This window comes from Rhizobium sp. CRRU65 (genome assembly GCF_048551595.1).
Taxonomy (GTDB): domain Bacteria; phylum Pseudomonadota; class Alphaproteobacteria; order Rhizobiales; family Rhizobiaceae; genus Rhizobium; species Rhizobium leguminosarum_J.
Genome location: NZ_JBLYZH010000026.1, coordinates 35,928 through 57,372 on the forward strand (window position 1 = coordinate 35,928; position 21,445 = coordinate 57,372).

Genomic DNA, 21,445 nt, shown 5'->3' on the forward strand with positions numbered 1-21,445 from the left:
TTGCAGCCAGCCACGGCTGTGCCTGTCATATGCAGGCCAATAATCAAAAAATGAAGTTCAGTAGTTCGCAAGCCCCTCTTGCGGCAGACACAAAGGAATTTTTCGATCATGCGTTACAATCAACTCGGAAATACCGGACTTTTCGTCTCGGAAATCTGCCTGGGCACGATGACCTTCGGCGAAGCCAAGCAAGGCACTGCCTGGGGCGCCATCGCCGACGTCGACCAGAATGCCGCCGACCGGATCGTCGAGCGCTCGCTTGCATCAGGCGTCAATTTCATCGATACGGCCGACGTCTATTCGACCGGCGAGTCCGAAAGGTTGCTCGGCCAGGCGCTGAAGAACCTCGACATCCAACGCAAGGACGTCGTCATCGCCACCAAGGTCTACGGCGTCATGGGCGACAAGCCGAACGACCGCGGCGCCTCGCGCGGTCACATCATGGACTCGGTCGAGGCGAGCCTCAAGCGGCTGCAGACCGATCATATCGATCTCTATCAGATCCATGCGACCGATACGGTGACGCCGATCGAGGAGACGCTACGCGCTTTCGACGATCTCGTGTCCCGTGGTCTCGTGCGCTACATCGGCGTCTCCAACTGGCAGGCCTGGCGCATTTCCAAGGCACTCGGCCTGTCGGAGCGCCGCGGCTTTGCCCGTTTCGAAACCGTGCAGGCCTATTACTCCATCGCCGGCCGCGATCTCGAACGCGACATCGTGCCGATGATGCAGGAGGAAAAGCTTGGCCTGATGGTCTGGTCCCCGCTCGCCGGCGGTCTGCTCTCCGGCAAGTACGGTCCCGGCGCGCCCGGCAATGGTGAAGGCCGCCGCGCCAGTTTCGATTTCCCGCCCGTCGACAAGGACAAGGCCTGGGCCTGTGTCGCCGTCATGCGCGAAGTCGCCGAAAAGCACGGCGTCAGCGTCGCCACCGTCGCGCTCGCCTATATCCTGGCCAAGCCCTTCGTCACGACAGTCATCATCGGCGCCAAGCGTGTCGATCAGCTCGACCAGAACCTTGCCGCCGTCAAGCTGCAGCTCGATGAAGGGGATATCAAGAAGCTCGACGAGGTGAGCGCGCTTGCGCCCGAATATCCGGGCTGGATGCTGGCGCGACAGGGCGCCGGCCGCCGCCCGGCCGATTTCGAGCCGAAGGACTGACCTCGCCAACATAAGTCTTGGGGAACGCCGGACATCCGGCGTTCCCCTTTTCCTCAACGATCGACTACTTGCCGTGGGCCTTAAGCCAGGCGTTCATCTCGGCGATTTCGGCTTCCTGCGCCCTGATGACGGCTTCGGCGAGTTTGCGGATATCGGGATCTTTTCCGTATTGCAGCTCGATCCTGGCCATATCGATCGCACCCTGATGATGCGGGATCATGCCGCGGACGAAATCCGCATCGGCATCGCCGCTATAGTCGATCATCATATCCTTGTGCATCTTGGCGTTCGCCTCGCTGAAGGCGTGGCTCGCCGCATCGTGGTTGCCCATTGGCTTGCTCATGTCCATCGGCTTGTCTTCGGCAAGGACGGGAGCGGCAATGATGGCGAGCATTGCGGTGAGGGTGATGATTTTCAAAGACATGAGAGTTCCTTCCTCTGTCTGACAATAGGTTTGCCGGGCGGCTGGGCCACCCGATTGGCATGGATAGTCGTCGTGTCAGGACAGTCGGGGAGGGGGCGGCTGCGGCGTCGGCTTGTCGTCGTCCAGGGCGCGGGCAAGCGCCGGGGCGGGATAGCCGAAAATGGACTTTCCGCCATCCATGACCGTCACCGTCGCTGGCAGCAAAAGACAGGCGACGCAAAGCGGCATATGCGCGGAGTTGCCGGTGGCGCAAGGGTCTTTCAACGGATCGGCCGTATCAGCCGCCTCATGCCTATCCATGCCAGCCATCTGATGGTGCATGCCGTTTTCGACGACGACCGGCGCATTCATCGACGCACAGGTCGGGCAGCCGGCCCATGCGGACATGGCGCTGTAGACCAGCCAGCCGAGAAACATCGTGATGAGGGCGAGCATGCGCATGCTGTTTTATAGGCGAATGCTGGATACAAGCCAAGGCAATCGGCGGTCACATCCTGGTCACCAAGCAGCCATGACATTGTGCTCGATCCTATAATCCTTGCTCTCTTCGCCGAGCGGCGCGACCGGCCATGTCCAGGCGGCTTTTGCCGGCGGCGGCAAAACGCCATGCAGCAGGTCGGCCTCTTCATGCGTCTTGCCGTTGCGGTCGATGACGGCATAGGCGATGTCGGTTACCAGGCAGTTGCGGCAGGGAAGCCCCGAAAGCCCGGTCAGGTGCGCCGCGATCAGCCTTTCCACCGTGTCTTCAGGCATTCGCCCCGCCTCGGCCCCATGGCGCCGTTTCACACCGCGGCCGATCTGCGACAACAGGTTGGCGGATACCACCAAATCGAGATAGGGCACAGCACGCAAAAAGCCGAGCGGTTCGGGCTCGCGGCCGGCGGCGAGGTCGTCGTAGCCGGAAAGATCGCGCTCGATCAGTTGGACATTGCGATGGAACTTGGCCGACAGCCACAGGCGCACCGAGGCGAGATGAACGAGATCGACCAGGACGACGGTGTCGAAATCTCGCGCCAGCACTTCGATCGGTACATCGCGCAACAGGCCGGAGCCGAGGACGACGGCGGTCCGCTTCTGTCTGAGATCGGCCGTCGCCGCCAGGATCGCCTTCCGGCTCATCTCCTCATGTTCGGCCCAATCCGCCGCGCAGCGCCCGGCCCGCGACCAGAGATTGACGGAATAGCGGATGAACTTTCGATGCGGCTTGCCGGTCAGCGGCAAGGTTGCGGCATAGAGAAGCGCCTCAGTGATCATGAACATATCCGCATTTCTGATGGATGCCTCTTCGTTCAATCGATTCCGGTCTTGAGATCAAGGCCCTTCGCCCTTGCCGCTCCCCGCCCAATCCGCTAGGAAACCGCCACTGTCACAGTCAGTGGAATCCCCGGAAATGAACGACAAGCAGAAGAAACCGCAAAAGCTCAAGGCCCGCCTGCCGCGCGGCTTCGTCGACCGGACGGCCGGCGATATCCGCGCCGTCAACGAGATGACGGCAAAGATCCGGGAAGTCTATGAGCATTATGGTTTCGATCCGCTCGAAACGCCGCTGTTCGAATATACCGATGCGCTCGGCAAGTTCCTGCCTGACAGCGACCGGCCGAACGAGGGCGTCTTCTCGCTGCAGGACGATGACGAGCAGTGGATGTCGCTGCGTTACGACCTGACCGCGCCGCTCGCCCGTCATGTCGCCGAGAATTTCAACGAAATCCAGCTGCCCTATCGCACCTATCGCGCCGGTTACGTCTTCCGCAACGAGAAGCCTGGCCCCGGCCGCTTCCGCCAGTTCATGCAGTTCGATGCCGATACCGTCGGTGCGCCGGGCGTGCAGGCCGATGCCGAAATGTGCATGATGATGGCCGATACGCTGGAAGCCCTCGGTATCAAGCGCGGCGATTACCTCATTCGCGTCAATAACCGCAAGGTTCTGGATGGCGTGCTCGAAGCGATCGGTCTCGGCGGCGACGACAAGGCCGGCCAGCGGCTCAACGTGCTGCGCGCCATCGACAAGCTCGACAAGTTCGGCCCGGAGGGCGTGGCCCTGCTGCTCGGTCCCGGCCGCAAGGATGAATCCGGCGACTTCACCAAGGGTGCTGGTCTCGACAAGGAGCAGATCGACAAGGTGCTGTTCTTCGTCGGCATCACGGACTATGCCGAAAGCGCTGCCCGCCTCGCCGAGCTGGTTGCGGGAACCGCCAGGGGTGGCGAGGGCGTCGACGAGCTGAATTTCATCGGTGCGCTGGTTACCAGCGCCGGTTATGGCCCTGACCGCATCAAGATCGATCCCTCGGTTGTCCGTGGCCTCGAGTATTATACCGGCCCGGTCTATGAGGCCGAACTGACCTTCGACGTCACCAATGAAAAGGGCGAAAAAGTCGTCTTCGGTTCGGTCGGCGGCGGCGGCCGTTATGATGGCCTCGTCTCCCGCTTCATGGGCCAGCCGGTTCCGGCGACCGGCTTTTCGATCGGCGTCTCCAGGCTGATGACAGCCCTGAAGAACCTCGGCAAGCTCGGCGCCAGTGAGGTCATCGAGCCGGTGCTGGTGACCGTCATGGACGGCGATGTCGAGGCGATGGGCCGCTATCAGAAGATGACGCAGGAACTGCGCGCCGCCGGCATCCGCGCCGAGATGTTCCAGGGCAACTGGAAGAAGTTCGGCAATCAGCTGAAATATGCCGATCGCCGCGGCTGCCCAGTCGCCATCATCCAGGGCGGCGACGAGCGCGCGACAAGCGTCGTGCAGATCAAGGATTTGATCGAAGGCAAGCGGCTCTCCGGCGAGATTGAAGACAATGCCAGCTGGCGCGAGGCGCGCGTGGCGCAGGAGACGGTCCCGGAAGCCGACCTCGTCGCCAAGGTCAGGGAGATCCTTGCTGCGCAGGCCGAGGATCGGAAGCGAGCGGCGAATGTCTGAGGCATTTCCGGCACGCCCGTCGCCTATTATACGGAGCGCAGCATGCCCCTGATCAATCTCCCCGAATTCGCCAACGACCTCATTGCCGAATTCATCGAGCGCAACGCCGAGCGCATCGACACGCCTGTCATCCAGCCGGCCGAACCTTTCCTTGATATCGCCGGCGAGGATCTGCGCCGCCGCATCTTCATGACGGAGAGCGAAACCGGCGCCAGCCTCTGCCTACGTCCCGAATTCACCATCCCCGTCTGTCTGCGCCACATCGAGACGGCGACCGGCACGCCGAAGCGTTATGCCTATCTCGGCGAGGTTTTCCGCCAGCGCCGCGACGGCGCCAATGAATTCTATCAGGCCGGCATCGAGGATCTTGGCGATATCGACCTGTCAAACGCCGACGCCCGCGCCATCGGCGATGCCACCGGCATTCTCGCCCGCCTGCTGCCGGGCCGCCGCTTAGCCGTGACATTGGGCGACCAGGCAGTGTTCGAGGCTGTCGTCCAGGCGCTCGGCCTGCCGCTCGGCTGGCAGAAGCGCCTGATCCACGCCTTCGGCAATATGACGCAGCTGGAAGCCCTGCTTGCCAGCCTCGTCAGCCCGCAATTCGTCACCGGGCTGGACGACGATATCGCCAGGCTTGTCGCATCAGACGACGAGCAGGCGCTGGTCGCCTATCTCGAGCGGGAGATGCAGAAGACCGGCTATTCGACGAATGCCGGCCGCTCGGCCCTGGAGATCGCCCGAAGGCTCAAGGAAAAGCTCATCCTGTCCGAAACGCGCCTCGACGATGCGGCCTTCCGTGTTTTGGAAGAGTTCCTGTCGCTCGACGTGCCGCTTATCAATGCTTCCGCAGCCCTTTCCGGTTTTGCCGATGCTGCCGGCCTGAAACTCGGCAACGCGCTCGCCCGCTTCAATGGCCGCGTTGCAGCACTTTCCAATGCCGGCGTCGATCTTTCCTGCCTCGACTACCGCGCCGCCTTCGGACGGCCGCTCGACTATTACACCGGCCTCGTCTTCGAGGTGACGGTGGAAGGCTCGACCGCGGTGCTCGCCGGCGGCGGCCGCTTCGACCGGCTCCTGACCTTCCTGGGTGCGACGGACCGTATTCCGGCCGTCGGCTTCTCCTTCTGGCTCGACCGCATCGAAACCGAAAGGGCAGCCGCATGACCATCACCATCGCGCTTCCCTCCAAGGGCCGGATGAAGGAGGACGCTTCGGCGATCTTCGAACGTGCCGGCATGACGATCTCGGCTGTTGGCAACGATCGCTCCTATCGCGGCCGCGTCGAAGGCTGGGACGATGTGGAAATCGCCTTCCTTTCGGCGTCCGAAATCTCCCGCGAAATCGGCAACGGCACGGTCGATTTCGGCGTTACCGGCGAGGATCTGATGCGGGAAGGTTTTGCCGAGGTCGACAAGCGCGTCGAATTCTGCGCCCGCCTCGGCTTCGGCCACGCCGATGTCGTCGTCGCCGTGCCGGAGATCTGGCTCGATGTCGACACCATGGCCGATCTCGTCGACGTCGCGGCCGATTTTCGCGCCCGCCACTCCAGGCGCCTTGCCATCGCCACCAAATACTGGCGGCTGACCCAGCAGTTCTTTTCGAGCCAGCACGGCATCCAGCTGTATCGCATCGTCGAAAGCCTGGGCGCCACCGAGGGCGCTCCCGCCTCCGGCTCGGCCGATATCATCGTCGATATCACCTCCACCGGCTCGACGCTGCGCGCTAACCATCTGAAGGTGCTCCAGGACGGCGTCATCCTGCATTCGCAGGCCTGCCTCGTGCGCGCCCGCAAGGAAAGCCACGCCGGCGAACCCGCTGTGCAGGCGATCATCGATGCGGTGCGTGCCGCCCTCTGATCTCAGTCATGAAGGCAAAGAAAAACCCGCCGTCGGATGACGGCGGGTTTTGTATGTCCGGGAGGATGTCTGCTGGTGTCAGGCGGTTGCGTAGGCGCCGCGCCGGGCGTCGAGCGAGTAGGCGCCGGCACCGACGGTGGCGAGCAGTATGTACGCGCCGGCCAGCGTGATATTCTTCATGACCATGATCTGGTTGAGAATATTCACGAGTTCCGTGCCACTCGCGTAGGGCAGGTGGAAGGCAATGCCCGTGAAGACACAGAAGGCGGCGAGCAGCCAGCCGGCAATGCGGACCTGGAAGCCTGTGAGAACCGCAAGGCCGGCCAGCAGTTCGAAAAGGCCTGCGACATAGGCCAGCAGGGCTGCCGGCAGGCCGGCACCGGCGATCATGCCCGCAGTACCGGCAGGATCGGTGACTTTATGAAGCCGGAAAGGATGAACATGAAGGAAAGAAGAATACGGGCAATCAGGATGATGACGTTGTTCGACATGGACGTTGTCTCCGTTTCAAGGACTTTGGAGATCTTGGTGCCCCAGCACCGGTTCGACCTCGGATGCCTCTATGTCGCTCTTTTCTTGCGTTGTGGAAAGATAAACGAAAGGGGACACTTCGTTCACTAATATGGAACGATCTCCAAAGCGCGTCGCGTTCGACCGGATTCATGCGACGCGGTTGGATCTTTTGTGGTCATGCGTGTCGTTGGCCCAAAACCGCAGCACACTTTTGGGCGACATGCATTAGCTGCCCCCGCTTGCCTTTGCCAAGCCGGGTCTCTTATGGTCGGCGCCCAACATGGAGACTCCGATGGCAGATCTTTCCGCATTTCCGATCACGACGCGCTGGCCGGCAAAAAATCCCGACATCATCCAGCTCTATTCCCTGCAGACGCCGAATGGGGTGAAGGTCTCGGTCGCCCTCGAAGAGCTCGGCCTCGCCTATGAGCCGCATTATATTTCCTTCGCCGCCAACGATCAGAAGTCGCCGGAATTCGAATCTCTCAACCCGAACGGCCGCATTCCGGCGATCATCGATCCGAACGGTCCGGACGGGAAGCCGATCGGCCTTTTCGAGTCCGGCGCGATCCTGCTTTATCTCGCCGAAAAAACCGGCAAGCTCATCCCTGCTGATGCCGCCGGTCGCTACGAAACCATCCAGTGGGTGTTTTTCCAGATGGCGGGTATCGGCCCGATGTTCGGCCAGTTCGGGCATTTCCATAAATTCGCCGCCGACAAGGTCGCCAACAATTCCTATCCGGTCGAGCGTTATCGCGATGAATCCAAACGGCTGCTCGGCGTGCTCGATGACCGGCTGAAGGGTCGTCAATGGATCATGGGCGATCAATACACGATCGCCGACATCACCACCTTCACCTGGGTTCGCGGCGCCGATATTTTCTATGGCGGCCGCGAGGTGCTCGAATACGCAAAATTCCCCGCCGTCTCGGATTGGCTGGAGCGCTGCATCGCCCGCCCGGCAAGTGCCAGGGGACTCAACATACCGGTCAAGCCGGAGTAACGGACGGATCGCTGCAAAGTAGAAAGGCCGCCCTCGAGGCGGCCTTTTATCTTGATGTCCGGCCTATCGCCGGCTTGTGATCTGCTTTGTGCCTTCCAGCTTGAAGCGCGGAAAGACGAAGACGCCGACCATGCTGCCGCTGTATTTCTGCTCGAGACCGTTGGACTCGCCCATGCAGAACAGCGGCTGGCGAAAGCCGTTCGGCATGATGATCGTCGTCGAAAAACAGAAGGAGGAGCAGAGCGTCGCCGCCTGCTCGAACAGCTCCAATATGTGGCTGCGGTCCTTGGCATCATAGCAGCGGATCAGGCTGAGCAGTCCGCATTCCCGTGCGGCAAGGCCGTGCAGCATCGCGCTCCATTCGCCGAGACGGAGCATGCCGCTCGAAAAATCTCCAGTCCAAGCTTCGGAAACGGAAAACTGCGCCAACATCTCGTGATTTTGATTGGCGTCATCAAACGAGCCGGGTGTCAAAGGTACGGCTGCATTGGCTCTGGCGATCTTAAACAAGGCGTTCCCCCGTTCGGATGCGGCTCCCGCCGCACGCTCGGCAAACACAAAGAAACAGGATCACGCAGCAGCGGGCATGATGCCCGCGCTTCATCCGGCGATGATTGCCACGGCCATCTGGCCTCCGTAACCGGAGCCCTTCGAAGCCGAACGTTCATGCATCGCCTTCCGCGCCCCGGCCTCGTCTATTGGCGAAAAATTATCGCCGGGCGCACTTTAATTGCAGCGCGGATTTATAGGGGCTTTTGGACAAACGGCAACGGCTTTTTAAGGGGTATTCGGATCGGCCTCATTTCTTAGGATGCCTGCATCTTCGGCCTATTTCGCCAGAATTGGCACAGGAGGATCATCTTTGAGAGCGTTGCAAACGTTTTCACTCTGCGTCAGGCCGGAAATCGTGCCGCAACTCAATGATCTCTCGCATGTCGGTGGGCTGAGAAAGACGCAGGCAGCGCAAGCCTCGCGCAAGCTTCGTGCCCGGGGCCTGTAAAAGGGAGCCGGGCGGGCGTTCGTCGGCTATGCAAATCACTGTGCCGCACGTCGAATCGCTTTGGGCAAAAGAAAAGGGCGACCCGAGAGCCGCCCTTCCTGTTCCGGATGCCGGAATGGTAGTCAGTGATGGCTTTCGCCGATCACATCATGTCCATACCGCCAGTTCAGCGCGCTTGACGCGCTGAACCATCTTAGATGATGGGCGGTTTCATGAACGATGCTGTGAAAGGCCGTTGGCCTATCACATCATGTCCATACCGCCCATGCCGCCCATGCCGCCCGGCATGCCGCCGCCAGCCGATTCTTTCTTCGGCAGTTCGGCAATCATGGCTTCGGTGGTGATCAGCAGCGATGCGACAGAAGCAGCGTTCTGCAGCGCCGTGCGAACGACCTTGAGCGGGTCGACGATACCCATGGCGATCATGTCGCCATATTCGGACGTCTGGGCGTTGTAGCCGTAGTTGTCTTCGTTCTTGTCGAGGACCTTGCCGACAACGATCGAGGCTTCGTCGCCTGCGTTTTCAGCGATCTGACGAACGAGCGACTGCAGGGCGCGGCGAACGATGTTGATGCCGGCTTCCTGGTCGTCGTTTGCACCCTTGACGGTGATCTTCGTGGAGGAGCGGAGCAGAGCGATACCGCCGCCGGGGACGATACCTTCCTGAACGGCAGCGCGGGTCGCGTTGAGCGCGTCGTCGATGCGGTCCTTCTTTTCCTTCACTTCGACTTCCGTCGAGCCGCCGACGCGGATGACGGCAACGCCGCCAGCGAGCTTGGCAAGACGTTCCTGCAGCTTCTCGCGGTCGTAGTCGGAGGTGGTTTCTTCGATCTGGGCCTTGATCTGGGCAACACGGCCTTCGATGTCGGTCTTAGCGCCCGAACCGTCGACGATCGTGGTGTTTTCCTTGGAGATCGAAACCTTCTTGGCACGGCCGAGCATGTCGAGCGTGACGGATTCGAGCTTGATGCCGAGATCTTCGGAGATGACAGTGCCGCCCGTCAGGATGGCGATGTCTTCGAGCATGGCCTTGCGGCGATCGCCGAAGCCAGGTGCCTTGACGGCAGCAATCTTCAGGCCGCCGCGCAGCTTGTTGACGACGAGCGTAGCGAGGGCTTCGCCTTCGACGTCTTCAGCGACGATGAGGAGCGGCTTGCCGGTCTGAACGACGGCTTCGAGAACCGGGAGCATCGACTGCAGGTTCGAGAGCTTCTTCTCGTGAAGGAGAATGAAGACGTCTTCGAGGTCGGCGATCATCTTTTCCGGATTGGTCACGAAGTAGGGGCTGAGGTAGCCGCGGTCGAACTGCATGCCTTCGACGACTTCGAGTTCGGTTTCGGCGGTCTTGGCTTCTTCAACCGTGATGACGCCTTCGTTGCCGACCTTCTGCATGGCTTCAGCAATGTCGAGACCGACCTGCTTGTCGCCATTGGCCGAAATCGTGCCGACCTGTGCAACTTCTTCCGAAGTCGAGATCTTCTTGGCCTTGGCCTGGAGATCCTTCACGACGTCGGCAACAGCAAGGTCGATGCCGCGCTTCAGGTCCATCGGGTTCATGCCGGCTGCAACGGCCTTGTTGCCTTCGCGAACGATCGCCTGGGCAAGAACGGTAGCCGTCGTGGTGCCGTCGCCGGCGATGTCGTTGGTCTTCGAAGCAACTTCGCGGACCATCTGGGCGCCCATGTTTTCGAACTTGTCTTCGAGTTCGATTTCCTTGGCGACGGAAACGCCGTCCTTGGTGATGCGCGGCGCGCCGAAGGACTTGTCGATGATGACGTTACGGCCCTTCGGGCCGAGCGTGACCTTCACTGCATCGGCGAGAATGTCGACGCCGCGCAGCATCTTTTCGCGCGCGGTGCGGCCAAACTTGATTTCTTTAGATGCCATATTCTTAACTCCTGAATTCGAGTTGTTCGGGCAAAGAGCCCGTCAGCCATTTCGGGAAAGCAGGTCGGCCGATCAGCCGATGATGCCCATAATGTCGGCTTCCTTCATGATCAGAAGGTCTTCGCCGTCGATCTTGACTTCGGTGCCGGACCACTTGCCGAACAGGATGCGGTCGCCAGCCTTGACGTCGAGTGCGACGACCTTGCCGGACTCATCGCGCGCGCCGGAGCCGACGGCGACGATTTCGCCTTCCTGCGGCTTTTCCTTGGCGGTATCGGGAATGATGATGCCGCCCTTGGTCTTGGCTTCGGACTCAACGCGGCGAACAACGACGCGGTCGTGAAGGGGGCGGAAGTTGGTGCTTGCCATTGTCTAATCCCTCGATCGAATGACATTCGCGGACCGGATTGGCCCACATGGATAGATGTTAGCACTCCCTTGCGGTGAGTGCTAGCGACGAGCATTTAGGGATGGCTCCGAGAGGAGTCAATGAGAGCAATCACGAATTTTTGTGCCGGAATTGTGAAGATGCCGGAGAATAGTCGGAGATTGCGGCCAAAACCTCGGCGCAGCTGAACTTTGCCGAACTCGTCCGCGCTCGGCGATCTGCCGCTTCGCGATAATCGTCAAAACCCTTTGCCCTTCCGCTCCTCCGGATCGCCGTTCGAGCTCTACGCATTGGCCCGGCGGCGAAGAAAATGCCTTGCCATCGTCTTGCGCCTTTGCAATGTCACCGGTGACTGAAGCAAATCGGGAAATCGGAATGGCCAAGCGGATAGAAAACTTCTCGGAGATATCAGGTCGCTATGATGTGGTGCTCTGCGATGTCTGGGGCGTCGTTCACAACGGCGTCGATCCGTTCCCGAAGGCGGCCGCAGCCCTTGAAGCGGCACGCGAAAACGGCCTCGCCGTTGTCCTCATCACCAATTCGCCGCGCCTTTCCTGGCAGGTGGTCGATCAGTTGCGCCAGATCGGCGTTCCCGACAGTGCCTATGACAGGATCGTCACCTCTGGCGACGTCACGCGCGGGCTGATCGCCGAAGGGCCGAAGACCGTCTTTCTGCTCGGCCCCGAGCGCGACAAGGCGCTGCTCGAAGGCATTGGCGTCGAGCGCCGGCCGGCGGGCGAAGCGCAATCGCTGGTCTGCACCGGCTTTTTCGACGACGAGACCGAGAAGCCGGAGGATTACACCGACATGCTTCTCGATTTCAAAGCCCGCGACGTGCCGATGATCTGCGCCAATCCCGACCTCATCGTCGAGCGCGGCCATCGCATCATCCCTTGCGCCGGCGCCATGGCCGCCTATTACGAGCAGCTGGGCGGCAAAACCCGCATCGCCGGCAAGCCGCACCGGCCGATCTACGAGGCGACGCTTGCGGCTGCCCGCGAGCTTCGCGGCGATTTCCCGGTCGATCGCGTGCTGGCGATCGGCGACGGCATGCCGACCGACGTGCGCGGCGCCTTGAATTACGGCCTCGACCTCCTCTACATCAGCGGCGGTATCCACGCTAAGGAATATACTCTCAACGGCGAGACCGACGAGGCGATCCTCAACGCCTATCTCGAACAGGAAAACGCCGCGCCGAAGTGGTGGATGCCCCGCCTTGCATGAAGACACGCCTTGCATGAAGAGAAGCCAGCCGATGACCGTCTTCCACCGCAATGAAACCCGGGAACCCCTACCCGCCCATCTAAAGGGCGGCGTCATTGCCATCGGCAATTTCGATGGCGTGCACCGCGGCCATCAATCGGTGCTGAGCCGGGCGCTCGAGATCTCCAAGGCGCGCGGTATCCCCGCTTTGGTGCTGACATTCGAGCCGCATCCGCGCACGGTCTTCCGGCCGCAGACACCGGTCTTCCGCCTGACGCCGGCGCCGCTGAAAGCCCGTATCCTGGAAACGCTGGGCTTCAGCGCCGTCATCGAATATCCCTTCGACTACGAATTCTCGCAGCGCTCGGCCGATGATTTCATCCATTCGATCCTGAAGGATTGGCTCGGCGCTTCCGAAGTGGTCACCGGCTTCGATTTCCATTTCGGCCGTGGCCGCGAGGGCGGTCCGGCCTTCCTGATGAATGCCGGCCATACCTACGGCTTCGGCGTCACCCTGATCGATGCCTTCCGTGACGAAAACGCCGATGTCGTCTCTTCGAGCCATATCCGCGCGCTCCTGAAGGAGGGCAATGTCAGTGAAGTCGCCGGCATGCTCGGTTACCGCTATACGGTGGAAGCTGAGGTGATCGATGGCGAAAAGCTCGGCCGCCAACTCGGTTTTCCGACGGCCAACATGCGCCTGCCGCCGGAGGTCGATCTTGCCGCCGGCATCTACGCCGTCCGCTTCCGCCGCCAGGACGGCACGCTCCACGATGCCGTTGCAAGCTATGGCCGCCGCCCGACGGTCACGGAAAACGGCGCGCCGCTGCTCGAAACCTATCTTTTCGATTTCAGCGGCGATCTCTACGGCCAGCTCTGCTCCGTCTCCTTCTTTGGTTATCTCCGCCCCGAGCTGAAATTCGACGGCCTCGATCCGCTCGTCGCCCGGATCAAGCGCGATGAGGAAGAGGCGAGGGCGCTGCTTGCGGGTGTCAAGCCACTCGGCGCGCTTGATCGGAAACTGTGCTTTTCCTGAGGTCGCCTTGAGTGCGGCTGTCGCTGCGGCCACCGGCGATTCCAGCCGTTGAAGCGGATTGCCAACCGCGAATTCTTCTCTTCCTTTTCCCGGCAAAAACGCCTATGAACCGGCGCGATGACGAAATATCGGCTGGCAATGATGATGCGAATTATCGGCCCGGCCTTCCGCGCGCGCTAAGCGGCCGGAAGGTCCGGGTTTTTGGCGCTTGGTAAGAGCGCTTCCGTCACCAGCTATTTCACGCCCGTTGCGCCCCTTCCTGGGCCGCCAGAAAACGATTGTCAGACATGACCGATACAGCCGAAAAGATCGACTATTCGAAGACCCTCTATTTGCCCGAGACCGATTTTCCCATGCGCGCCGGCCTGCCGCAGAAGGAACCGGAACTCGTCAAGCGCTGGCAGGAGATGGGTCTCTACAAGAAACTGCGCGCTTCCGCCGCCGGCCGCGAGAAATTCGTCCTTCACGATGGCCCTCCCTATGCCAACGGCAACATCCATATCGGCCATGCGCTGAACAAGATCCTCAAGGACGTCATCAACCGTTCGTTCCAGATGCGCGGCTACGACGCCAATTACGTGCCCGGCTGGGATTGCCACGGCCTGCCGATCGAATGGAAGATCGAAGAGAAGTACCGCGAGAAGGGCAAGAACAAGGACGAGGTCCCGGTCAACGAATTCCGCCGGGAATGCCGTGAATTCGCCGCCGGCTGGATCAAAGTCCAGGCGGAAGAGTTCAAGCGCCTCGGCATCGAGGGTGACTTCGACAATCCCTATACGACGATGAATTTTCACGCGGAATCGCGCATCGCCGGCGAACTCTTGAAGATCGCCGCAAGCGGTCAGCTTTATCGCGGCTCCAAGCCGATCATGTGGTCGGTCGTCGAGCGCACGGCGCTGGCAGAGGCCGAGGTCGAATACCAGGACTATGAGAGCGACACGATCTGGGTGAAATTCCCAGTCGTCGAAGGTCCGGTCGCGCTCAAGGATGCGTTCTTGGTCATCTGGACGACCACGCCCTGGACGATCCCCGGCAACCGCGCGGTCTCCTTTTCGCCGCGCATCTCCTACGGCCTCTATGAAGTGACGGCCGCCGAGAACGATTTTGGTCCGCGTCCCGGCGAAAAGCTGATCTTTGCCGACAAGCTGGCCGAGGAATCCTTCGCCAAGGCCAAGCTGCAGTATAAGCGCTTGAGCGATGTCTCTGCAGCCGACTTCGCAGCGATGACCTGTGCCCATCCCTTCAAGGGTCTCGGCGGTGGCTATGAATTCCGCGTGCCGCTGCTCGATGGCGATCACGTCACCGATGACGCCGGCACCGGCTTCGTGCACACCGCACCCAGCCACGGTCGGGAAGACTTCGATGCCTGGATGTCGGCTGTCCGCGCGCTTGAGGCCCGCGGCATCGACACCAAGATCCCGTTTCCGGTCGACGACGGCGGCTTCTACACATCAGACGCCCCCGGCTTCGAGGGCGCCCGCGTCATCGACGACAACGGCAAGAAGGGCGATGCCAACGACCGTGTCATCAGGGAACTGATCGCCCGCGGCGCGCTCTTTGCCCGCGGCCGGCTGAAGCACCAGTATCCGCATTCCTGGCGCTCGAAGAAGCCGGTCATCTTCCGCAACACGCCGCAATGGTTCGTCTATATGGACAAGACCCTTGCCGACGGCACGACGCTGCGTTCGCGCGCGCTGGGTGCGATCGATGATACGCGCTTCGTGCCCGCCGCCGGCCAGAACCGCCTGCGCGCCATGATCGAAGGCCGTCCGGACTGGGTGCTCTCGCGCCAGCGCGCCTGGGGCGTGCCGATCGCCGTCTTTGCAGACGATGATGGCGATGTCCTGGTCGACGAAGCCGTCAACGCCCGCATCCTCGAAGCCTTCGAACATGAGGGCGCCGACGCCTGGTTTGCCGAAGGCGCCAAGGAGCGTTTCCTCGGCAATGACCACGACCATTCCCGCTGGACCCAGGTCATGGATATCCTCGACGTCTGGTTCGACTCTGGCTCGACGCACACATTCACGCTCGAAGACCGCCCGGACCTGAAGTGGCCGGCCGATCTTTATCTCGAGGGATCCGACCAGCATCGCGGCTGGTTCCATTCGTCGCTGCTGGAATCGGCGGCCACTCGCGGCCGCGCGCCTTATAACGCCGTCCTCACCCATGGCTTCACCATGGACGAGAAGGGCGAGAAGATGTCGAAGTCGAAGGGCAACGTCACAGCACCTCAGGAAGTGATGAAGGACGCCGGTGCCGATATCCTGCGCCTCTGGGTGATGACCTCGGATTATGCCGACGACCTGCGCGTCGGCAAGACGATCATCCAGACCAATGTCGATGCCTATCGCAAGCTGCGCAACACCATCCGCTGGATGCTTGGCACGCTCGCCCACGACAAGGGCGAGGAGATCGCGTTTGCCGATCTGCCGGAGCTGGAGCAGCTGATGCTGCACCGGCTTGCCGAACTCGACGAACTGGTGCGCGAGAACTACGATGCCTTCGACTTCAAGAAGATCGCCCGCGCGCTGATCGATTTCGCCAATGTCGAGCTTTCGGCCTTCTATTTCGATGTCCGCAAGGATGCGCTCTATTGCGACGCGCCGTCGAGCCTGCGCCGGCGCGCCAGCCTGCACGTCATCCGCCAGATCTTCGATTGCATGGTGACGTGGCTTGCCCCGATGCTGCCCTTCACCACCGAGGAGGCCTGGCTGTCGCGCAACCCGTCCGCCGTTTCGGTGCATCTGGAGCAGTTTGCCCCGGTCGCAAAGGAATGGCGCAACGATGCCCTGGCCGAGAAGTGGAAGAAGATCCGCACGGTCCGCTCGGTTGTGACAGGCGCTCTGGAGATCGAGCGCAAGGACAAGCGCATCGGCTCCTCGCTGGAAGCGGCTCCCGTCGTTCATATCGCCGATCCGGAACTGCTGAAGGCGTTGGAAGGCCAGGACTTCACCGAGGTCTGCATCACCTCGGCAATCGAGATCAAGGTCGGCGAAGGACCAGGGGATGCCTTCCGCCTGGCGGAGGTGCCTCAGGTCAGCGTCGTGCCGAAGCTGGCAGAGGGTGAGAAATGCGCCCGCTCCTGGCGCATCACCAGGGATGTCGGTTCCGATCCCGAATATCCCGATGTTTCGGCCCGCGACGCTGCTGCCCTTCGTGAGCTTGCCGCACTTACGTGAAGAATATTGCCGGATGAATTGCGTTTTCGCGGTTCATCCGGTAAAAGCTGCCTGAAAATGGCCGGATTTTTGCGTCAGGGGGACGGTTGTCCGGTTGGGCGATGATTGCACCGGCAGGGCTGGAAGGGTTTTCATGTTAGCAACGCATTGGTTCCGTATGGGCGCCTGCCTGTCTGTTGTAGTGGCGGGATGCTCCCTGGTGTCCGGTTGCGCCAGCAGCCCGACCTACGGCACCGACAAGACCGCCATGGAGCAGCTGACCGACGATCTCGGCCAGTCGGTGTCTTTGACCGGTCCAGACCCGAAGAACAAAGGCGTCAAGTACACGCCGCGTCCAACGCTGGTGCTGCCGGCTCAGGCGCAGAAAGAGACCCTCGTTGCGCCGCAGCAGACGGTCGCCAACAAGGACAATCCGCAGTGGCTTGAATCGCCGGAGGAGACACGTGCTCGTCTCGTTTCGGAAGCCGACGCGAACGAGGACAATCCGAATTACCGCTCGCCGCTCGCAAGCTCTGCGATCGAAGGCGGCCGGCGCACGACGGAAGCTCAGACCAAGGCCTACCGTGAAGCCCGCGCCCTGCAGAAGGGCTCCTATGTCGATCAGCGCCGCTATATATCAGATCCGCCGCCCGGCTACCGCACCGTCGACGATCCGGCAAAGCTCGATGATGTCGGCGAGCCCGAACTCAAGAAGCAGAAGAAGCGCAAGAAGGATGCAGCGGTCGCCAACACCGGCAAGCAGTGGTGGAACCTCCTGCAATAGCGGCTTTTTCGGCGCGCCGGCAAGGATGACGGCGCCGCGCAGAGGCGCTGGGATTACGGCGCCTCTCTCCTTTGCGAAAAGAACCTTCGCAGCAGATCGGCCGATTGGACCTCGTTGAAGCCGGAATAGACCTCCGGGGCGTGGTGGCAGGTCGGCTGCGCATAGAATCGCACGCCATTGTCGACGCCGCCGCCCTTCGGGTCCTCGGCGCCGTAGTAGAGTCTGCGGATGCGCGCAAACGAGATGGCTGCCGCGCACATGGTGCAAGGCTCCAGCGTCACGTAGAGATCGGCACCGGCAAGACGTTCCTGTCCGAGCGCTTCGCAAGCGAGCCGGATCGCGGCGATTTCGGCGTGTGCGGTGACGTCTTTGAGCTCGCGCGTGCGGTTTCCAGAGCGTGAAACGGCAATATCGTCGATAACGACGACGGCGCCGATCGGCACCTCTCCGCGTTCTCCGGCGGCACGCGCTTCTTCGAGCGCCATCTCCATGAAACGATTTGTCTTCACGATCGCAAGAATTTCCACTTAACCGCAGATGCGTGACCTGATAGACAGGCCCAAAAGGCAGGCAAACAACAAATGACACCCAAAGACAAGCCAAAACGCCCGGGCGCAAAGCCCCTTTCACGGGATATCAGGTCGAAAGCCGGCCCGAAGGCGGACGGCGACAAGCCGGCAAAGCCTGCGGTCGCACGCGCAATCGCCGCCGAAACCGATAGTGACGCCAAGGCCGAACGCATTTCCAAGGTGATGGCGCGTGCCGGCGTCGCCTCCCGCCGTGACATCGAACGCATGATCATGGAAGGCCGTGTGACGCTGAACGGCAGGGTGCTCGACACCCCCGTCGTCAACGTCACGCTCGCCGATCGCATCGAAGTCGACGGCGTGCCGATCCGCGGCATCGAGCGCACCAGACTGTGGCTCTATCATAAGCCCACCGGCCTGGTGACCACCAATGCCGATCCGGAAGGCCGCTCGACCGTCTTCGACAACCTGCCGGAAGAATTGCCGCGCGTCATGTCGATCGGCCGCCTCGATATCAACACCGAGGGCCTGCTGCTCTTGACCAATGACGGCGGTCTCGCCCGCGCGCTCGAGCTGCCGGCGACCGGCTGGCTGCGGCGTTACCGTGTCCGCGCCCATGGCGAGATCGATCAGGACGCGCTCGACAAGCTGAAGGACGGCATCGCCGTCGACGGCGTGCTCTACGGCTCGATCGAGGCGACGCTCGACCGCACGCAGGGCTCGAACGTCTGGATCACCATGGGTCTTCGCGAAGGCAAGAACCGCGAAATCAAGAACGTTCTCGGTGCGCTCGGCCTCGACGTCAATCGCCTGATCCGCATTTCCTATGGCCCGTTCCAGCTTGGCGACCTGCCGGAAGGCCATGTCGTCGAAGTGCGCGGCCGCACACTGCGCGACCAGCTCGGCCCGCGCCTCATCGAGGAAGCCAAGGCGAATTTCGACGCGCCGATCTACAATACGACGGCGGTCGCTGCCGAGGAAGAGGCAGAGCCGGCAGCACCGGAAAAGCGCGAGGGTCCGCGTCGCGACGAGGACAAGCGCGAACGGGCGCTGAGCCGTCTCGATACGAAGCGCGACGACCGCCACGGTGGGGCGCGCAAAGAGGACGATCGCCGCGACGGCGGCCGCAGGGACGACGAGAAGCCGAAGCGTCCCCAGCCGCTCGGCCAGCGCCGCAGCGCCAATGTCTGGATGGCGCCGGGCGCCCGGCCGCTCGGCGAAAAGGCAGCGGCGAAAGCCGCCAAGAATGCGCAGACTGCGCGCCGGCGCGGCGAGCAGGCGCCGGCAAAGAATGATCGCATCGAGGATCGCCCGCGCACGCAGGTGAACCGCGTGCGCGAAGAGGATGGCGAATGGATCCGCTCGAGCGAGCAGCCCCGCGGCAAGGATGAGGGCGAAGGCTTCGGCCGCAAGCGCGGCTTTGGTGATCGCCCCGCCCGCGAAGACCGCGGTTCTGGCGACCGCCCGGCGCGCGGCGACCGGCCGTTCGGTGATCGTCCACCGCGTGGTGATCGGCCCTTCGGCGACAAGCCGCGCGGCGATCGCAAGCCGCGTGCGGATGGCGACGAGCGTCCTCGTGCCGCGAGAAGCCCTGCCGGTGAGGGCCGTTCTGAGCGTCCGCGCGGCGACCGCCCCTTCGGCGACCGTCCTTCGCGTGGAGACCGCCCCTTCGGCGACAAGCCGCGCGGTGATCGCAAGCCGCGTGCGGATGGCGACGAGCGTCCTCGCGCCGCCAGAACCTCCCCCGGTGAGGGCCGTTCTGAGCGTCCGCGCAGCGACCGCCCCTCCGGTGATCGTCCTTCACGTGGAGACCGGCCCTTCGGTGATAAGCCGCGTGGCGATCGCAGGCCGCGCGAGGACGGTGATGAGCGTCCGCGGGCAGCCAGAAGCTTTGCCGGCGAGGGCCGCTCCGAGCGTCCGCGCGGTGACAAGCCTTCGGGTGACAGGCCTTCTGGAGACAGGCCGCGCGGCAAGGGCTTTGCGGCCAAGCCCAGCGGGGCGAAACCTGGTGGGGCCAAGAGTTTTTCCGGCAAGCCGAAAGGCACCAAGCCGGGCGGGGACAGACCGGGCGGCGACAGGCCTGCGGGCGGGCCGTCCAGAGGTGGTGCTAGAGGAAAAGGAATGACGCGCGGTGCGGATCGTCGGCGGTGAGTTTCGCGGACGGCCTCTCGCCGTGCCAAAATCCAACGAGATCCGGCCGACCGCCGACCGGACGCGCGAGAGCCTGTTCAATATATTGAGCCATGCCTATCCGGAATGCGTCGATGGCACCCGGATTCTCGACCTTTTTGCCGGCACCGGCGCCGTCGGCCTCGAAGCCGTCTCACGCGGCTGTCGCCATGCGCTCTTCGTCGAAAACAGTGTCGAGGGCAGGGCGCTGCTCTGGGAGAATATCGATGCGCTCGGCCTGCATGGTCGAACGCGCATCCTGCGCCGGGATGCGACCGATCTCGGCAGCGTCGGCAATCTCGACCCCTTCGACGTGCTCTTTGCCGACCCACCCTATGGCAAGGGTCTCGGTGAGAAGGCGATGGCTGCGGCGGCCGAGGGCGGCTGGCTGCGGCCAGGCGCAATCGCGGTGCTCGAAGAACGGGCCGATATTGTCGTTTCCGTCCATCCTTCCTATGTCTTCCTCGAAAGCCGCATCTTTGGCGATACGAGGGTGCATTTCTTCCGATATCAGCCGCAATAAGCGGGGGCGGGCGTGCAGCAGGCAGAGATCATCAGCCCGAAATTGCCTGCGATCAGCGATGTGCCGACGGTCGCCGTCGCTTTTGGCGGCGGCGGTGCGCGCGGACTTGCCCATATCCATGTCATCGAGACGCTCGATGAACTCGGCATCCGCCCGGTGGCGGTATCAGGCTCGTCGATCGGCGCGATCATGGCGGCCGGCATGGCGGCCGGCATGTCCGGCGCCGAAATCCGCGAACATGCGCTGACGACCGTCGGCAACAAGACGGCCGTCGTCGCCCGCATCTGGGGCCTGAGGCCGGCGACGGTGCGCGATGCGGTGGCCAAGGGTATCCGCATCGGCCAGTTCAATCTGGAGCGGATCCTGAAAGCCTTCCTGCCGTCCGAGCTGCCGGCCCGCTTCGAGGATCTGCTGGTCCCGATGAAGGTGATCACCACGGATTATTACGGGCAGTGCGAAGTCATCATCGAACAGGGTGAGCTGTTCCCGGCGCTCGCGGCCTCTTCCGCCATCCCCGCCGTCTTCATGCCGGTGCGCCTGCGCGACCGTGTGATGATCGACGGCGGCATCAGCAATCCGGTGCCCTATGAATGCCTGATGGATCTTGCCGACATCGTCGTCGGCATCGATGTCGTCGGCGCGCCGGAAGGCGACGGCACCCATATTCCGAACCGCATGGAGAGCATCTTCGGTTCCGGCCAGCTGATGATGCAGACGGCGATCTCGCTGAAGCTGAGGCTTCGCCCGCCGCATATCTTCCTGCGCCCGACGGTCGGGCGCACCGGCGTCATGGATTTCCTGAAGGCCCGCGAAGTCCTTGCCATGTCCGTCGGCGTCAAGGACGACCTGAAATTCGCCCTTGACCGGGAAATCGAGGCTCGGCTGAAGCGCTAAAGCACTCTTGG

The 21,445-nt window shown here is 62.3% G+C and carries 19 protein-coding genes and 1 pseudogene; 12 read left to right on the top strand and 8 right to left on the bottom strand.

Annotation, left to right across the window (positions count from 1 at the left end):
- The first annotated feature begins 108 nt into the window (after positions 1-108).
- Positions 109-1,158 carry an aldo/keto reductase gene (locus tag ACM5SV_RS34285; RefSeq protein ID WP_017993054.1) on the top strand — a complete coding sequence of 350 codons (1,050 nt, stop codon included), beginning with the start codon at positions 109-111 and terminating at the stop codon, positions 1,156-1,158.
- A 64-nt stretch (positions 1,159-1,222) separates the two neighbouring features.
- Here ACM5SV_RS34285 and ACM5SV_RS34290 read toward each other — a convergent pair whose 3' ends face one another.
- The 3 genes from ACM5SV_RS34290 to ACM5SV_RS34300 form a co-directional block, all read right to left on the bottom strand.
- Positions 1,223-1,582 (bottom strand): DUF305 domain-containing protein, encoded by a 360-nt coding sequence (locus ACM5SV_RS34290; protein ID WP_222015647.1) that lies wholly within the window; start codon positions 1,580-1,582, stop codon positions 1,223-1,225.
- A 75-nt stretch (positions 1,583-1,657) separates the two neighbouring features.
- A complete protein-coding gene (locus ACM5SV_RS34295; protein WP_012756198.1) occupies positions 1,658-2,023 on the bottom strand; it encodes a hypothetical protein in 366 nt (121 codons plus the stop codon).
- A 57-nt stretch (positions 2,024-2,080) separates the two neighbouring features.
- Entirely contained in the window at positions 2,081-2,842 is a 762-nt protein-coding gene (locus ACM5SV_RS34300) for a hypothetical protein (protein WP_171815672.1), read from the bottom strand.
- A gap of 130 nt (positions 2,843-2,972) precedes the next feature.
- Between ACM5SV_RS34300 and hisS the strand changes: the two genes are divergently transcribed.
- Genes hisS through hisG form a run of 3 tightly spaced genes read left to right on the top strand, consistent with a single transcriptional unit; the run spans position 2,973 to position 6,349 of the window.
- Complete coding sequence (gene hisS / locus ACM5SV_RS34305) at positions 2,973-4,493, top strand: histidine--tRNA ligase (RefSeq protein ID WP_128407392.1); 1,521 nt, start codon at positions 2,973-2,975, stop codon at positions 4,491-4,493.
- 42 nt (positions 4,494-4,535) lie between these two features.
- Entirely contained in the window at positions 4,536-5,657 is a 1,122-nt protein-coding gene (locus tag ACM5SV_RS34310; protein WP_017993059.1) for an ATP phosphoribosyltransferase regulatory subunit, read from the top strand.
- Entirely contained in the window at positions 5,654-6,349 is a 696-nt protein-coding gene (gene hisG / locus ACM5SV_RS34315; protein ID WP_012756202.1) for an ATP phosphoribosyltransferase, read from the top strand. The genes ACM5SV_RS34310 and hisG overlap by 4 nt, the downstream gene beginning before the upstream one ends.
- Before the next feature lie 78 nt (positions 6,350-6,427).
- Here the strand turns inward: hisG and ACM5SV_RS34320 are convergent.
- A pseudogene (locus ACM5SV_RS34320) lies at positions 6,428-6,840 on the bottom strand (DoxX family protein).
- Between the two features lie 314 nt (positions 6,841-7,154).
- On the opposite strand from ACM5SV_RS34320, the gene ACM5SV_RS34325 reads away from it, so the two are divergent.
- Entirely contained in the window at positions 7,155-7,865 is a 711-nt protein-coding gene (locus tag ACM5SV_RS34325) for a glutathione binding-like protein (protein WP_012756204.1), read from the top strand.
- 63 nt (positions 7,866-7,928) lie between these two features.
- On the opposite strand, the gene ACM5SV_RS34330 is transcribed toward ACM5SV_RS34325, so the two are convergent.
- From ACM5SV_RS34330 to groES, 3 genes are all read right to left on the bottom strand, one after another.
- Positions 7,929-8,375 (bottom strand): hypothetical protein, encoded by a 447-nt coding sequence (locus tag ACM5SV_RS34330; RefSeq protein WP_017993062.1) that lies wholly within the window; start codon positions 8,373-8,375, stop codon positions 7,929-7,931.
- Between the two features lie 733 nt (positions 8,376-9,108).
- Positions 9,109-10,752, bottom strand: a complete 1,644-nt coding sequence (groL, locus tag ACM5SV_RS34335; protein WP_012756206.1) for a chaperonin GroEL — start codon at positions 10,750-10,752, stop codon at positions 9,109-9,111.
- A 72-nt stretch (positions 10,753-10,824) separates the two neighbouring features.
- The gene (groES, locus tag ACM5SV_RS34340; protein WP_003545797.1) at positions 10,825-11,121 is read right to left on the bottom strand and encodes a co-chaperone GroES; all 297 of its coding nucleotides are present in this window, start codon (positions 11,119-11,121) and stop codon (positions 10,825-10,827) included.
- Positions 11,122-11,515: 394 nt separating this feature from the next.
- Here groES and ACM5SV_RS34345 point away from each other — a divergent pair, with 394 nt between their 5' ends.
- From ACM5SV_RS34345 to ACM5SV_RS34360, 4 genes are all read left to right on the top strand, one after another.
- Entirely contained in the window at positions 11,516-12,364 is an 849-nt protein-coding gene (locus tag ACM5SV_RS34345) for a TIGR01459 family HAD-type hydrolase (RefSeq protein WP_222015646.1), read from the top strand.
- 31 nt (positions 12,365-12,395) lie between these two features.
- A complete protein-coding gene (locus ACM5SV_RS34350) occupies positions 12,396-13,379 on the top strand; it encodes a bifunctional riboflavin kinase/FAD synthetase (RefSeq protein WP_222015673.1) in 984 nt (327 codons plus the stop codon).
- Positions 13,380-13,666: 287 nt separating this feature from the next.
- Positions 13,667-16,558 (top strand): isoleucine--tRNA ligase, encoded by a 2,892-nt coding sequence (gene ileS, locus ACM5SV_RS34355; protein ID WP_222015645.1) that lies wholly within the window; start codon positions 13,667-13,669, stop codon positions 16,556-16,558.
- A 133-nt stretch (positions 16,559-16,691) separates the two neighbouring features.
- Positions 16,692-17,321, top strand: coding sequence for a hypothetical protein (locus ACM5SV_RS34360; protein WP_012756210.1), 630 nt, complete (start codon positions 16,692-16,694; stop codon positions 17,319-17,321).
- A gap of 53 nt (positions 17,322-17,374) precedes the next feature.
- On the opposite strand, the gene ACM5SV_RS34365 is transcribed toward ACM5SV_RS34360, so the two are convergent.
- The gene (locus ACM5SV_RS34365) at positions 17,375-17,812 is read right to left on the bottom strand and encodes a nucleoside deaminase (protein ID WP_032996237.1); all 438 of its coding nucleotides are present in this window, start codon (positions 17,810-17,812) and stop codon (positions 17,375-17,377) included.
- A gap of 90 nt (positions 17,813-17,902) precedes the next feature.
- On the opposite strand from ACM5SV_RS34365, the gene ACM5SV_RS34370 reads away from it, so the two are divergent.
- Genes ACM5SV_RS34370 through ACM5SV_RS34380 form a run of 3 tightly spaced genes read left to right on the top strand, consistent with a single transcriptional unit; the run spans position 17,903 to position 21,434 of the window.
- Positions 17,903-19,999, top strand: coding sequence for a pseudouridine synthase (locus ACM5SV_RS34370; RefSeq protein WP_222015643.1), 2,097 nt, complete (start codon positions 17,903-17,905; stop codon positions 19,997-19,999).
- A complete protein-coding gene (gene rsmD / locus ACM5SV_RS34375; RefSeq protein WP_011650636.1) occupies positions 19,980-20,540 on the top strand; it encodes a 16S rRNA (guanine(966)-N(2))-methyltransferase RsmD in 561 nt (186 codons plus the stop codon). The genes ACM5SV_RS34370 and rsmD overlap by 20 nt, the downstream gene beginning before the upstream one ends.
- 12 nt (positions 20,541-20,552) lie before the next feature.
- Positions 20,553-21,434 (top strand): patatin-like phospholipase family protein, encoded by an 882-nt coding sequence (locus tag ACM5SV_RS34380; RefSeq protein ID WP_138390683.1) that lies wholly within the window; start codon positions 20,553-20,555, stop codon positions 21,432-21,434.
- The last annotated feature ends 11 nt before the right edge of the window (positions 21,435-21,445 follow it).

Excerpts from the sequence above, each read along its gene's own strand:
- ACM5SV_RS34360 (WP_012756210.1), top strand. The coding sequence starts at position 16,692 with ATGTTAGCAACGCATTGGTTCCGTATGGGCGCCTGCCTGTCTGTTGTA.
- ACM5SV_RS34290 (WP_222015647.1), bottom strand. The coding sequence starts at position 1,582 with ATGTCTTTGAAAATCATCACCCTCACCGCAATGCTCGCCATCATTGCC.
- ACM5SV_RS34300 (WP_171815672.1), bottom strand. The coding sequence starts at position 2,842 with ATGTTCATGATCACTGAGGCGCTTCTCTATGCCGCAACCTTGCCGCTG.
- groES (WP_003545797.1), bottom strand. The coding sequence starts at position 11,121 with ATGGCAAGCACCAACTTCCGCCCCCTTCACGACCGCGTCGTTGTTCGC.
- ACM5SV_RS34350 (WP_222015673.1), top strand. The coding sequence starts at position 12,396 with ATGACCGTCTTCCACCGCAATGAAACCCGGGAACCCCTACCCGCCCAT.
- ACM5SV_RS34370 (WP_222015643.1), top strand. The coding sequence starts at position 17,903 with ATGACACCCAAAGACAAGCCAAAACGCCCGGGCGCAAAGCCCCTTTCA.
- ACM5SV_RS34365 (WP_032996237.1), bottom strand. The coding sequence starts at position 17,812 with ATGGAGATGGCGCTCGAAGAAGCGCGTGCCGCCGGAGAACGCGGAGAG.
- ACM5SV_RS34310 (WP_017993059.1), top strand. The coding sequence starts at position 4,536 with ATGCCCCTGATCAATCTCCCCGAATTCGCCAACGACCTCATTGCCGAA.
- ACM5SV_RS34285 (WP_017993054.1), top strand. The coding sequence starts at position 109 with ATGCGTTACAATCAACTCGGAAATACCGGACTTTTCGTCTCGGAAATC.
- ACM5SV_RS34345 (WP_222015646.1), top strand. The coding sequence starts at position 11,516 with ATGGCCAAGCGGATAGAAAACTTCTCGGAGATATCAGGTCGCTATGAT.
- ileS (WP_222015645.1), top strand. The coding sequence starts at position 13,667 with ATGACCGATACAGCCGAAAAGATCGACTATTCGAAGACCCTCTATTTG.
- ACM5SV_RS34325 (WP_012756204.1), top strand. The coding sequence starts at position 7,155 with ATGGCAGATCTTTCCGCATTTCCGATCACGACGCGCTGGCCGGCAAAA.
- hisG (WP_012756202.1), top strand. The coding sequence starts at position 5,654 with ATGACCATCACCATCGCGCTTCCCTCCAAGGGCCGGATGAAGGAGGAC.
- hisS (WP_128407392.1), top strand. The coding sequence starts at position 2,973 with ATGAACGACAAGCAGAAGAAACCGCAAAAGCTCAAGGCCCGCCTGCCG.
- groL (WP_012756206.1), bottom strand. The coding sequence starts at position 10,752 with ATGGCATCTAAAGAAATCAAGTTTGGCCGCACCGCGCGCGAAAAGATG.
- ACM5SV_RS34295 (WP_012756198.1), bottom strand. The coding sequence starts at position 2,023 with ATGCGCATGCTCGCCCTCATCACGATGTTTCTCGGCTGGCTGGTCTAC.